The 12,552-nt window shown below is 59.9% G+C and carries 11 protein-coding genes and 1 riboswitch; of the genes, 5 read left to right on the forward strand and 6 right to left on the reverse strand.

Annotated features, from left to right (window positions below):
* Positions 1-225: 225 nt before the first annotated feature.
* Complete coding sequence (locus ACO9S2_RS11485) at positions 226-462, reverse strand: hypothetical protein (RefSeq protein WP_423722321.1); 237 nt, start codon at positions 460-462, stop codon at positions 226-228.
* A gap of 193 nt (positions 463-655) precedes the next feature.
* On the opposite strand from ACO9S2_RS11485, the gene ACO9S2_RS11490 reads away from it, so the two are divergent.
* The gene (locus tag ACO9S2_RS11490) at positions 656-2,134 is read left to right on the forward strand and encodes an alkaline phosphatase D family protein (protein WP_423722323.1); all 1,479 of its coding nucleotides are present in this window, start codon (positions 656-658) and stop codon (positions 2,132-2,134) included.
* A 138-nt stretch (positions 2,135-2,272) separates the two neighbouring features.
* Entirely contained in the window at positions 2,273-2,755 is a 483-nt protein-coding gene (locus ACO9S2_RS11495) for a hypothetical protein (protein WP_423722324.1), read from the forward strand.
* Between the two features lie 12 nt (positions 2,756-2,767).
* Here ACO9S2_RS11495 and ACO9S2_RS11500 read toward each other — a convergent pair whose 3' ends face one another.
* From ACO9S2_RS11500 to thiC, 5 genes are all read right to left on the reverse strand, one after another.
* Positions 2,768-3,859 (reverse strand): aminomethyltransferase family protein, encoded by a 1,092-nt coding sequence (locus ACO9S2_RS11500; protein ID WP_423722325.1) that lies wholly within the window; start codon positions 3,857-3,859, stop codon positions 2,768-2,770.
* Positions 3,856-4,236 (reverse strand): response regulator, encoded by a 381-nt coding sequence (locus ACO9S2_RS11505; protein ID WP_423722327.1) that lies wholly within the window; start codon positions 4,234-4,236, stop codon positions 3,856-3,858. The genes ACO9S2_RS11500 and ACO9S2_RS11505 overlap by 4 nt, the downstream gene beginning before the upstream one ends.
* Positions 4,237-4,242: 6 nt before the next feature.
* The gene (locus ACO9S2_RS11510; protein WP_423722329.1) at positions 4,243-4,758 is read right to left on the reverse strand and encodes a tetratricopeptide repeat protein; all 516 of its coding nucleotides are present in this window, start codon (positions 4,756-4,758) and stop codon (positions 4,243-4,245) included.
* Positions 4,759-4,849: 91 nt separating this feature from the next.
* On the reverse strand, positions 4,850-5,650 hold the full coding sequence (locus tag ACO9S2_RS11515; RefSeq protein ID WP_423722331.1) for a sulfide-dependent adenosine diphosphate thiazole synthase: 801 nt from the start codon (positions 5,648-5,650) through the stop codon (positions 4,850-4,852).
* Between the two features lie 8 nt (positions 5,651-5,658).
* Positions 5,659-7,560, reverse strand: a complete 1,902-nt coding sequence (gene thiC / locus ACO9S2_RS11520) for a phosphomethylpyrimidine synthase ThiC (protein ID WP_423722332.1) — start codon at positions 7,558-7,560, stop codon at positions 5,659-5,661.
* 92 nt (positions 7,561-7,652) lie between these two features.
* A riboswitch (TPP riboswitch) is annotated at positions 7,653-7,755 on the reverse strand.
* 163 nt (positions 7,756-7,918) lie between these two features.
* Between thiC and nadA the strand changes: the two genes are divergently transcribed.
* The 3 genes from nadA to lspA all read left to right on the forward strand — a co-directional run bounded on the left by nadA (position 7,919) and on the right by lspA (position 12,513).
* Complete coding sequence (nadA, locus tag ACO9S2_RS11525) at positions 7,919-9,022, forward strand: quinolinate synthase NadA (protein ID WP_423722334.1); 1,104 nt, start codon at positions 7,919-7,921, stop codon at positions 9,020-9,022.
* A gap of 144 nt (positions 9,023-9,166) precedes the next feature.
* Positions 9,167-11,980 carry an isoleucine--tRNA ligase gene (ileS, locus tag ACO9S2_RS11530; protein WP_423722336.1) on the forward strand — a complete coding sequence of 938 codons (2,814 nt, stop codon included), beginning with the start codon at positions 9,167-9,169 and terminating at the stop codon, positions 11,978-11,980.
* The gene (gene lspA, locus ACO9S2_RS11535; RefSeq protein WP_423722337.1) at positions 11,977-12,513 is read left to right on the forward strand and encodes a signal peptidase II; all 537 of its coding nucleotides are present in this window, start codon (positions 11,977-11,979) and stop codon (positions 12,511-12,513) included. Before ileS ends, lspA begins: the two co-directional genes overlap by 4 nt.
* Positions 12,514-12,552: the final 39 nt, after the last annotated feature.

Below are 12,552 nucleotides of genomic sequence, written 5' to 3' on the forward strand. Positions count from 1 at the left end.
CGTGTAGTTTTCTTCGCTCGCTGAGCGCGCACACGAACGGAAAACATGGCGAAGGTTTTTATCCCGTCGCCCGGAGCGTGATGAAGGGCTCCGGGTCGAACAAGTTCTGTGTGGCGAAGCTCGCTCAATGCGCGCAGGAGAACATCACCCCGCCGCCTGCTTGGTGAGAGTAAGAGAAGCGAGTTTGTCCGAAACGGGCAGAGGACAGGCCTGTGCGTGGATGTGTTAGGTCTTCGGCGAATTCGAGGGGGCTTCGTCGACGCGGATGGTTTTCTGCCACTCGGCGGCGATGGCGTCGCGATCCTGCATGGTCATCGCGGCGTACTTCAGAAACATCTGCGGGCCCCGGCGGCGGCGCCAGGTGAGAAAGTTGATGAAGTGATCTTTGCAGACGGACTGCGTCCCGGCCGGGGCATAGGGTCTGGATTGGCAATTGGGAACGAAGCAGCGGATGTCGTGCATGGCAGTCCTCGTGTGATGGTCCATCAGTATGCCGGATGGGTCGTCAAAGTTTCAACCCGGTGGGTTTCGCCGAGTATCCCCGGAAGGCGCGCGGTTCGGGGCAGGTGGCCGGTAAAAGAGATTGACTTCTCGCCCCTCGCCCCGTGCCTTCTCCCCCTTGACCTCTCCGTGGCGCTCGGGTAAGGACTCGCCTATGCAGCTTCATATTCGCTCCATCCTGTGCCTTCTACTCGCGACCTTGTCGCTGGGCTGTGCCCCCTCCTATCGTGATGGGCTCCCCCTCAATAGTCCTTTTGCCGAACCGGTGTCGTTGCGGTCGGACCTGTTACCGCAGGGATTTGCTGTCGGCGACGTGACGGCGAGTGGGGCGCTGGTCTGGGTGCGGACGGATGGCCCGGCGACGGTGCAGATCGAATGGGCGAAGCCTTCTGTGTGGGAGATGGCCTCGAAGACGGCGACGGCGGTGGCTCCGGTGGCAAGGACTCCCCGGATGGCGACAAGCGCGGACAGCGATTTCACCGCTGCGACTCCGTTGCAGGGCCTGGAGCCGGGCACGCGCTATCGGTACCACGTGCTCGTCGGGCGAGCGGCGGGGCCGCAGGATCAGACGGAATTGGCGCTGGCGGCGCGCGGGGAATTTACGACCTTGCCGGATGAGAAGACGTCGGCGCCGGTGACGTTCGCCTGGAGCGGCGATCTCGGCGGCCAGCAGCGCTGTCGCATCGGAGCGGACGGCTATCCGATCTTCGATCAGATGCGGCGCCAGGGGCTGGATTTCTTTCTGTTTCTGGGCGACACGATTTACAGCGATTACACCTGTCCCTCGCCTCCGAACGAGCCGGGCGCGGATTTCATTGCCACGACCTTGGCGGAATACCGCGTCCGGCATCGGTACCAACGAGGGGCGCTGGCCTTGCGGCGGTTCCTTGAAACGGTGCCCGTGTATGTGGTGTGGGACGATCACGAAGTGAAAAATGACTTTTCCGGTCCCTTTGAGGCGCAGATGCCGGATGGCCGGCAGGCGTTCCGGGAATACTGGCCGATCGCCTCGCCGTCCGATGATCCGCAGCGGTTGTACAGAACGTTGCGCTACGGGGCCGATCTGGAATTATTCATCCTGGACGGGCGGCAATATCGCAGCCGGAACACCGATCCGGACGGGCCCGATAAGACGATGCTGGGGCAGCGGCAACTCCAGTGGCTGCTTGAGGGGTTGCGCCGCTCCACGGCCACGTGGAAGGTTATCGCCACCTCGGTTCCCCTGTCGATTCCCAAAGGGAAAGGGACGACGGGGAAGGGCTTTGATGGATGGGCCGGTGGGTCGGATGGCACCGGTTTTGAGCGTGAACGGCAGGTGATTGTCGATACGATTCTCAATCAACAGATCAAGAACGTCGTCTTCCTGGCCGGCGATGTGCACTATGTCCAGGCCAACGCCTATGATCCCAACGGCGACGGCGTGCCGGACTTCCATGAGTTCATCGCGGGGCCGCTCTCGGCAGCACCCGGGCGGATGACTTTCCCCAGCCCGACGCTCAAGCCGACGAATCTGATTCATGAAGGCGGGTACTTCAATTTCGGAATGGTTCGGGCGACCTCTTCTTCCTTCGACGTCACGGTCCTGGATGATGCCGGGAAGGTTCGCTTCTCCCATCGTCTCTCGGCAAAGTAGCCTGCCGCGACGAATATCCCCCTTGCAATCATGACCGGCGGCCAGTTACCGTACCCCTTCGCGGGAGGCGGACACGACCGCCATTGCCCCGTGATCGGTCGTCTTGAACGGGATCATAGCAGAAAGGGGTACTACGTCATGGCAGGGTTGTTGTCGGCAGATGAGGTTTTCAAGAAGGCGGAAGATGCAGCGGCGGCGGCCACGGGGCCGGATGAAAAGGCGCTGCAGATCGATTATCAGGCGCTGAAAGAGAAATTTCGCGCGGCGCTCGGCGATCGCAAAGTCGCCTTGTGCCATATCAATAAATTCTTGCCGGAAGGGTACGAGGATCAGGGGCGCTTCAATCTCGTGCTGTTGACGGCGGGCAATGTGGTGTTCGACATCGTCATCGGCGATTCCTACTTCCGGTACGACGTGGTGTCGGTGGGTCAGTTGGACAAGGTCCAGGTGATCGACGCGATGTGGGACAATAAGGAAAAGCGGCGGGAGGAGCCGTTCCTGAGCCTGCGCCTCATGCACGGCGAAGAAGCCCACCTCTTGCTGGCGCTGGACGACGAAGAGCGTGCGAGTCTACTGGCCTTTGCGAAGGCGGTCTCGTCTGCGCGCAACCCCGAAAAGTAGTTTGGCCTGGAGTTAGGCGCGGCGGTAGAAGGGTAACGCCTGTACCGTCGCGTCACACTTCTTTCCGTCGATCTCTATTGAGAGCGCAGTATTCGGAGCGGAGAAGTCGCGGAGCGGGAAGCCAAAGGCGATGACGGCGTTTTGCTGCGGGGAGAAGGTTGCGCTGCTGATCCACCCTACTTCACGGTCTCCGCTAAACAGCTTGGCTCCCTTAGGCGGAACCACCGATCCTGTGACGAGCAGGCCCACCAGGTGCCGGCGGACGTTGCCGTAGGTATCCATCCGGGCCACGACTTCCTGCCCGGGATAGCAGCCCTTGCTCAGGCTGAAGGCTTTGCCTTCCAGGTTGGCTTCGGGCGGTACAATTTCTTCGTTCAGTTCCGGCCCCGCTTTCGGTATGCCGGCTTCCATCCGCAAGGCTTCGCGGGCCTGACTGCCGACCGGCTTGATGCCGAATTGTGCGCCAGCCTCCATAAGGCCGTTCCAGGCTGAGACAACTCCGTCGGCCGGAAGCAGAATTTCCAGGTCGACCTCGCCGGTCTCCTCCGTGCGCATAACCAGGGCCTGATGCCCACCGATCTGAGCTGTCACGAAATTCACGGGTTTCAGATCGCCGCAGTCCACACCGAAGGCGGTTTTGACCGTCTGTACCGCCTTGGGCCCGCTGACCAGAAGCAACCCCCAACTCTCTGCGCAGTTCTCCATCTTGGCTTTCGTGCCGTAGAGCAGAAACTTTCTGAGCGCGGCGTGGGTCGCGTCACCGATTTCTCCGACGTCTTCGAGCATGACGGCGTCCGTCTGCAGATAGACACGGAAGTAGGTCAGCATCTTGCCTTTGTGCGTGAGGAAACTGGAGTAGCTGCCCTGGCCAGGCTTGAGCGGGAGGATATCGTTGCTGATGACGCTCTGAAGCCACTTCACCCGGTCGTCGCCGGTGACCCGGACCTTGCCGCGATGAGACAGGTCGGCGACTCCGACGGCCTGACGGACCGCCTGGTATTCCGCTCGCCAGTCTCCGTAATGGGCGGGCATCTCCCAGCCGGCGACTTCTTCGAATGTCGCGCCGAGTTGAACATGATGTGCATGGAGACGGGATTGTTTCATCGGACGCCCTTCTGTACCTCGTCGACCAGATCTTTGGTCCTGGCCGAGAATTCGTTGCGGGAGACGATCTTCGTCACGCCCAGCGCCTTGGCTCTGTTCCAGGTGTCGACTTCTTCATGGTTCGCATAGGCGAGGATGGGAATGGACTTTGACCGGGGATCGGCTTTCAGTGTTTCGATGGCCTGAAACGCATCGAGGGTCAGATCGTTCATGTCCAGAATTACGACCGCCGGTGCTGTGGTTGTTGTCTTTTCGGCGATATCCTGCTGGGTCCGGGCTTTCTCCAGTCGATAGCCAACCTTCAGGGCATCTCGTACCTTGGTGTAGAAGAAAATATCGGTGACGGCGACGAGAACCGTCGGTTCGCTTGTTTCCATAGGCTCCTAATTCAGGGAACTGATCAGGCGTCCGAGCGATTTCTTGGCCAGGGCATAGTTGGGGTTGAGTGCGAGAGCCTGCTTGTAGGCATCGATGGCTTCGGTCCACAGGCCCTTCTTTTCGTAGACGCGGCCGAGGTTCAGGTGAGGGAAGGCCGGACTTTCATACCGCCGCGCCTGCATGGCTTTCTTAAACCAGACGATGGCTTCGTCGAATTCGCCCTTTTCAATAAGATACGCGCCAATGTCGTTGTAGGGATTGCCGAAGTCAGGATCTTGCGCGATGGCTTTATGGCATTCCTCGATGGCTTCGTCGAGCCGTCCCATAAAGCTGTAGGTCCATCCCAGGAACGTATGCGCCTCGGCGGTCGGGTGGGCGTCCAGCGACTTCTTGTAGAGGTTCACGGCCTCTTCCAATTCGCCCTTCATCTGGCGTTCGTAGGCCTGCTGGAAGAGCTGCCACGCTTCGCGTTTATCTTCTTCTCGGCCTTGGCCTTGTTCTAAAAAGTCTTGTACATCCATGTGTGGTGCCAAGAGCTGATGGCTTATAGCTCATAGCGGCCCGGAATTTCCGAGTCCGTCCTATCAGCCATTCGCTATCTGCTATACGCTCCTACTCCTGCTTCAGTTTCTTCTTGATCAGTTCCGCGCCGTAACGTCCGGAGAGCAGCATCGAGCCGAAGGCCGGGCCCATGCGCGGGGTGCCGTACACGGCGGCGACGGCCAGCCCGATGACGAAGCAGTTGGGGTAGACCTCGCCGGTCCGGTCCATCACTTCTTCCTCGGACCGTGAGACCCACATGGCGCCGTTTCCGGGAACGGACTTGTAGAGATTGCGCTTGTGCAGCAGTTCCACGACGATGGCGTCATGTCCCGTCGCATCCACCACGATCTTGCTCTCCAGCGCGATGGGATCGACATGGATGATGTCGTGTCCCGCCATCTCAGCGGTGGTGTTGTTCACGACGACGCCTTCGAGGATGCCGTCCCGGCGCAAGATCAAATCCACCACGCGGGTGAGGTTCAACACTTTTGCTCCGGCTCCATAGGCCGCTGCGATCAGCGCGCCGGTGGCGTGCGGGGGATCGACCATGTACATCCCTTCGCACTCCTTGATCTTCTTGCAGGGGACGCCGATCTCTTCGAGGATTTCATTGGCCGGTTCGCAGATGGTGGCTTTGTTCATCAAATAGCCGCCGTGCCAGAATCCGCCGCCGAGGGCGAGGCTCTGTTCGAGAATTAATGTGCGGAAGCCCATTTTGGCGAGGTCATGGGCGCAGATCAGGCCGGATGGCCCGGCTCCGACGATGATCACGTCGCTCTCGATGAGGGAATCGAACTCTTTATAGTATTCCCGCGCAATCTGCCGGGTGATATCTCGTTCGCGCAACGGCGCGGGTCTTGGCTTTGCCATGGGTGCTCCTATCGGTAAATCTCGGAACCGGTCTTCTTGAACTCTTCGGCCTTTTCCTTCATGCCGATTTGGATCGCCTTCTGTTCATCCACCTGTAACTGCGAGGCATAGTCGCGCACGTCCTGGGTGATCTTCATGGAACAGAAATGCGGGCCGCACATGCTGCAGAAGTGCGAGACCTTGGCGGCGTTGTCCGGCAGGGTCTCGTCGTGGAACTCCTTGGCCGTGTCCGGATCGAGCGAGAGATGGAATTGATCCTCCCACCGGAATTCGAAGCGGGCCTTGGAAAGGGCATTGTCTCGGATCTGTGCGCCTGGATGACCCTTCGCCAGGTCCGCCGCATGAGCGGCAATTTTATAGGTGATGACGCCGGTCTTCACGTCCTCCCGGTCCGGCAGGCCGAGATGTTCTTTCGGCGTGACGTAGCAGAGCATCGCGCAGCCGTACCAGCCGATCATCGCGGCACCGATGCCGGAGGTGATGTGGTCGTAGCCAGGCGCGATGTCGGTCGTCAGCGGACCGAGCGTATAGAAGGGCGCCTCGTGGCATTCCTTGAGCTGTTTTTCCATGTTGACCTGGATCATGTGCATCGGCACGTGGCCGGGCCCCTCGATCATCACCTGCACGTCGTGCTTCCAGGCGATCTTCGTCAGCTCACCCAGCGTTTCCAGTTCCGCGAACTGGCCTTCGTCGTTGGCATCGGCGATGGAGCCGGGACGGAGTCCGTCGCCGAGACTGAAGGACACGTCGTAGGCCTTCATGATCTCGCAGATTTCCTCGAAGTGTGTATAGGCGAAGTTCTCTTGATGATGCGCCAGGCACCACTTGGCATGGATGGATCCGCCGCGTGAGACGATCCCGGTCATGCGCTTCGCGGTCATCGGCACGTAGGCCAGCCGCACCCCGGCGTGGATGGTGAAGTAGTCCACGCCCTGCTCGGCCTGTTCGATCAGGGTATCGCGGAAGATCTCCCAGGTCAGGTCTTCGGCCTTGCCGCCGACCTTTTCGAGCGCCTGGTAGATGGGCACGGTGCCGATGGGCACGGGCGAATTGCGGATGATCCATTCGCGCGTTTCGTGGATGTTCTTGCCGGTCGAGAGGTCCATCACCGTGTCGGCGCCCCAGCGGATCGACCAGATCATCTTTTCGACTTCTTCCTCGATCGACGAGGCGACCGCCGAATTGCCGATGTTCGAGTTGATCTTGACCAGGAAGTTCCGGCCGATGATCATCGGCTCGCTTTCTGGATGGTTGATATTCGCCGGGATGATCGCGCGACCGCGGGCCACTTCGTCGCGCACGAACTCCGGAGTAATAGCAGGAGGAATATTGGCGCCCCAGGATTGCCCGGGATGCTGTGTCACGCCTCCGCCCTTGCCGTTCCGCTCCGCTAATTCGCGCGCGACCTCGCGCGACTGGTTTTCGCGAATGGCGATGAATTCCATCTCCGGGGTCACGATGCCTTTGCGGGCATAGTGGATCTGGGTGACGTTCATGCCGGCTTTCGCGCGCAGGGGTTTGCGAATGTGCTGGAAGCGGAGTTCGTCCAGCTTGGAGTCCGCGGCGCGCATGCGGCCGAATTGCGAGGTGATATCGGAGAGCTGTTCGACATCCTGCCGGCCGAGGATCCAGGGGCGGCGGAGCGGCGCGAGCCCGGCGCGCACGTCGATCGTGACCGAGGGATCGGTGTAGGGGCCTGAGGTATCGTAGACGGTGACCGGTTCGTTGGGCGTCGGCGTCCCGCCGTTCATCGACTTGGTCGGGCTCAGGCTGATTTCCCGCATCGGCACCTGCACACCCGGCTGGGCGCCGTTGATGTAGACCTTCCGCGAAGCCGGGAAGGGGGCGGTCGTCAACGTCGTGGAGGCCGCCTTCTTCCCATCGCCATTCGATCCATTGTATTCGCTCATGGTCGGGTCCTTTCTCGCCATCGTGAACGTCGCGGTGACCGAACAATAAAAAAGCCGTACCACTTGGGGAGGTACGGCTGAGTGCTCACGAAGACCGCTGGTGCCGGCTTCCCTACGCTGGTATTACCCAGGTCAGGTTGTGAGGGTCGTCCGACTTCACGGACTCTCAGCCATCTGGCTCCCCTAGCTACAGTGAAGATCGTATGCCCGGCCTCCCCCGTTGTCAACGGGCTATTAGGCCTAGCAGGTGAGGCGCCGGGTGGCCTGCGTGGCTAGGCCCTCTTCCGGCCGGGCCGTTCATTGATTGTGGGGAGGGGCTATCGTAGAATGAACGACTTCTATTTTTGCCGAGGGCACTGTGAAATCTGTATCAACGCTTCCGAGACCGATCACCGACTATCAGAACCTGTCGTCCGACGAACTCCTTCGGCGGACGGTTGAGGCCAAACGTGCGCTTGGTGATCGCGTGATGATTCTCGGCCATAACTATCAACGGGATGAAGTCATTCAACATGCCGACTTCCGTGGCGATTCTCTCTTGCTCGCGAAGCTGGCGGCGGAGCGTTCGGAGCGGCCCTATATCGTCTTCTGCGGTGTCCATTTCATGGCCGAAACGGCGGACATTCTCAGCCGGTCGAATCAGACGGTGATCCTGCCCGACATGGCAGCCGGTTGCTCCATGGCCGATATGGCGGCGATTGAGCAGGTCGATCAATGCTGGGAAGCGTTGGGCCGGGTGATTCCGGTCGAGGAAACGGTGATGCCGGCTGTGTATGTGAATAGCGCGGCGGTGCTCAAGGCCTTTTGCGGCGAGCACGGCGGGATTACCTGCACATCGTCCAACGCCAGGGCGGTGATCGAATGGAGTTGGGCGCGGCGCGAGAAGATTCTCTTCTTCCCCGATGAGCACCTGGGCCGGAACACGGCTAACAGGATGGGCATCACGCGTGAGCAGATGATCGTCTGGGACCCCTATCAGCCGAACGGAGGCAACACCCGCGAGGCCATCAAGCGGGCCAAGCTCATTTTGTGGAAGGGCCATTGCAGCGTGCACCAGATGTTTCAGCCGGTGCATGTGGACAATTTCCGCAAGCAGTATCCGGACGGCAAGGTCATCGTGCACCCCGAATGTCATGAGGATGTGGTCAACAAAGCCGATCTGATCGGGTCCACCGAATTCATTATCAAGACGGTGACCGCCGCGCCGGCCGGGACGACCTGGGCGGTAGGGACGGAACTCAATCTGGTGAATCGCCTGAAGCACGAACTCAGGGACAAGAAGGTCTTCTTCCTGTCATCGACCGTCTGTCAGTGCGCCACCATGTTCCGGATCGATGCCCCGCATCTCTGCTGGGCCATGGAGAATCTCGCCGACGGCCACGTCGTCAACCACATCGTGGTGCCGGACGAAGACAAGCGCTGGGCGAAGGTCGCTTTAGACAGGATGATGGCCATTAGTTGAGTATCCGGCGGGTGGCCCGAGGCTCGGGGTAAGAGGAGACTATGAACAACGACAAAATTGAGATTGCTACCGGTTCTTCCCTCCTGTAAATTCCCTCTCGCCGCCGTGCCACAATCCCCTGGCCTGAGTTATTGGATTTGACCGATGGACTACAAAGCCACACTGAATCTGCCCAAGACGGATTTCCCCATGAAGGCCAACCTGCCGCAGCGGGAGCCGGAGATGCTGGCCTGGTGGGAGCAGGAAAAGCTGTACGAGCAAATCCAGGACGCGGGCAAGGGGCGGCCGCGCTATGTGCTGCATGACGGCCCTCCCTATGCGAACGGGCGCATTCATATCGGCCACGCGCTGAACAAGATTCTGAAAGACATCATCATCAAGTCCAAGACCATGGCGGGCTATCAGGCTCCGTACGTGCCGGGGTGGGATTGCCACGGTCTCCCGATCGAACATCAGGTGATGAAGGAGTTGGGCGACAAGAAGAAGGATTTGGACGCCTCCGCCATCCGCAAGCTCTGCCGCGAGTATGCTGAGAAATACGTTGCGATCCAGCGCGAGGAGTTTCAGCGGCTTGGTGTGTTGGGCGAGTGGCAGCAGCCCTATCTCACCATGACACCGTCTTATGAAGCCTCGATCATTCGCGAGTTCGGCAAGTTCGTCGAACGGGGCGGTGTCTATAAAGGGCTTAAGCCGGTGCTCTGGTGCACGCAGGACCAGACCGCCCTGGCCGAAGCGGAAGTGGAGTACGACAACCATACATCGCCCTCCGTCTATGTGAAGTTTCCGGTGGTCACGTCGCCGACCGTGTTGAGCGCCACGTTTCCCGGCATTGTTTTTCCTGACGGGATCAAGCTGGTGTCGGTCGTCATCTGGACGACCACGCCCTGGACCCTGCCGGCCAATCAAGCGGTCTGTCTCCACCGCGATTTCGACTACGCTTTCGTGCAGGTCGGAGACGAAATCTTGATCATCGCCGAGAAGCTTCTGGAGACGGCGGCGAAAGCCTGCAAGCTCGAAGGCTATCGGGTGTTGGGGGTGAAGAAGGGCGGCGAAGGGTTCGAGGGCCTGGAAACGCAACGGCCTCTTTCGACCGGCTTGTCACCGATTCTGCTCGGCGACTTCGTGACGCTTGAGCAGGGAACCGGCTGCGTGCATATCGCGCCCGGTCACGGCATGGAGGACTACATCCTCGTCCTCAACCACAATGCCGAGGCGTCGGCGGGAGAAAAGCTGGAGATTCTCGCGCCGGTCGACAACGGCGGGCGGTTTACGGACGTGGTGAAGGAATTCGCGGGGCAACATGTCTTCAAGGCGAATCCGAAGATCGTCGAATATCTGCAGGCCAACGGCCGTCTGCTGGGCCACGAGGCGCTGAACCATTCCTATCCGCACTGTTGGCGCTGCAAGAGCCCCGTCATTTTCCGGGCGACCGAACAGTGGTTCGTCTCGATGGAGACGAACGATCTGCGCCAGGAAGCTTTGGCAGAGATCGGGCGCGTTAAGTGGATTCCCGCCTATGGCCGCGATCGCATCAACGGCATGATCGAGAACCGGCCTGACTGGTGCCTCTCCCGGCAACGAGTCTGGGGCGTGCCGATTCCCGGTTTTATGTGCACCGGCTGCCGATCTGTCCTGGCGGAGCCGCGGCACATTGACCACATCGCCTCGTTGATGGAACAGGAAGGAGCCGACGTCTGGTTCCAACGGTCGGCCGCCGACTTGTTGCCTTCCGGCACGACGTGTTCGAAATGCGGCGGGGCTTCGTTTGAGAAAGAAAAAGACATTCTGGATGTGTGGTTCGAGTCCGGCGTGAGCTATGCGGCGGTATTGAAGCCCCGGAAGTGGTGGCCGGCCGATCTCTATCTCGAAGGGTCGGATCAGCATCGCGGGTGGTTTCACAGCGCCTTGCTGGCTGGCGTCACGACGGATCGGAGGGCACCGTACAAATCAGTGTTGACGCACGGCTTCGTCGTCGACGGGCAAGGGAAGAAGATGTCCAAGTCGGCGGGCAACGTCGTTGCGCCGCAGGATGTCATCAAGCAATCCGGCGCGGAAATTCTTCGCTTGTGGGTCTCGGCTCAGGACTATCGCGAAGATCTCCGCATCTCGCAGGAGATTTTGAATCATCTCATCGAAGCGTATCGGAAGATCAGGAACACCAGCCGCTTCCTCCTGAGCAACCTCTACGACTTCGATCCGGCGAAACATCGGGTATCCTATGATCAATTGCCGGAGTTGGATCGATGGGCGCTCATGCGTTTGGGCGAACTGATCCCCAAGGTCAGGCAGTCATATGAGGACTTTGAGTTCCACGCGATCTTCCATGCCCTGAACAATTTCTGCTCGGTGGATCTGAGCGCGGTGTATCTGGATATTCTAAAGGACCGGCTCTATACGTTCCGGACTGATTCGCTAGTCCGGCGCGGTTCTCAGACCGTCTTGTACGATATCCTCCTGGCGATGACCAAACTGATGGCGCCGGTATTGAGCTTCACGGCGGAGGAAATTTGGAGGACTCTTTCCATGCAGGTGCCCGGCGGCATGGAGACAAAGAGCGTGCACCTGGCATCGTTCCCTGAGGTCAATCCGGTGTGGGCTGATCCAAAACTGGCGGAGCAATGGGAGCGGCTGCTGCAATATCGCACGCAGGTCCAGGGCGTTTTGGAGGGCAGCCGGCGAGATAAAGTGATCGGTTCGTCGCTTGAGGCGCACGTCCGGATCGAAGCTGGCGGCGAATCATTTACGTTCTTGAATGGATATCAGCGCGACCTGAGCGCGTTGTGTATTGTCTCCCAGGTCGTACTCACGGAGAACCCCGCCCTCAGCGGCGATGTCCGTGTGGTGGTATCGAAGTCGCAAGCGGGCAAATGCGAGCGCTGTTGGAACTATCGAGAAGCCGTAGGCACGTTTCCTGACCATCCGACGCTCTGCGACCGTTGTGTGGAGGCGATCCGGTGAGCGGGGCACTCCTGCGGAATCTGGTGCTGGCAGCGCTGACGGGCGGCGTGGTTCTGACCGACCAACTCACGAAGCTGCATATCATGCAGACGATGCGGCTGCATGAATCCATCCCGGTCATTCCTAATCTGTTCAGCCTCACATATATCCGCAACCCTGGCGCCGCGTTCGGGTTGCTGGCCGGGAGCAGCAACGCGTTCCGGATGGTCTTCTTCGGCCTCACCTCGCTCTTTGCGCTGGTGCTGCTGGGGTCGATCCTGTATCGGATGCCGGAGCAGGAGTGGATGGGACGTCTGAGCGTGTCGTCGATCTTAGGCGGCGCGGTGGGCAACCTGATCGACCGCATGCGCTATGGCGAGGTAATCGACTTTCTCGATGTCTACGTCAACGACTACCATTGGCCGGCTTTCAACGTGGCCGATTCGGCGATTACCGTAGGCGTGGTCTTTCTCGTCATCCACTTCATGTTTGAAAAGAAGGACGTTCCGCCTGTCATGCCGGAGCACCATTCGGTGCAGCCCCCCCGCACGTAAACAGGAGGGACATACCCTGCCTGTCTCTCTGAATCCCTG

Source organism: Nitrospira sp. NS4, assembly GCF_049546785.1.
Taxonomy (GTDB): Bacteria; Nitrospirota; Nitrospiria; order Nitrospirales; family Nitrospiraceae; genus Nitrospira_D.

Bases quoted from the DNA above. Each gene is read 5' to 3' on its own strand.
- ACO9S2_RS11505 (WP_423722327.1), bottom strand. From the start codon at position 4,236: ATGGAAACAAGCGAACCGACGGTTCTCGTCGCCGTCACCGATATTTTC.
- ACO9S2_RS11490 (WP_423722323.1), top strand. From the start codon at position 656: ATGCAGCTTCATATTCGCTCCATCCTGTGCCTTCTACTCGCGACCTTG.
- thiC (WP_423722332.1), bottom strand. From the start codon at position 7,560: ATGAGCGAATACAATGGATCGAATGGCGATGGGAAGAAGGCGGCCTCC.
- ACO9S2_RS11485 (WP_423722321.1), bottom strand. From the start codon at position 462: ATGCACGACATCCGCTGCTTCGTTCCCAATTGCCAATCCAGACCCTAT.
- ACO9S2_RS11500 (WP_423722325.1), bottom strand. From the start codon at position 3,859: ATGAAACAATCCCGTCTCCATGCACATCATGTTCAACTCGGCGCGACA.
- ACO9S2_RS11495 (WP_423722324.1), top strand. From the start codon at position 2,273: ATGGCAGGGTTGTTGTCGGCAGATGAGGTTTTCAAGAAGGCGGAAGAT.
- ileS (WP_423722336.1), top strand. From the start codon at position 9,167: ATGGACTACAAAGCCACACTGAATCTGCCCAAGACGGATTTCCCCATG.
- ACO9S2_RS11515 (WP_423722331.1), bottom strand. From the start codon at position 5,650: ATGGCAAAGCCAAGACCCGCGCCGTTGCGCGAACGAGATATCACCCGG.
- ACO9S2_RS11510 (WP_423722329.1), bottom strand. From the start codon at position 4,758: ATGGATGTACAAGACTTTTTAGAACAAGGCCAAGGCCGAGAAGAAGAT.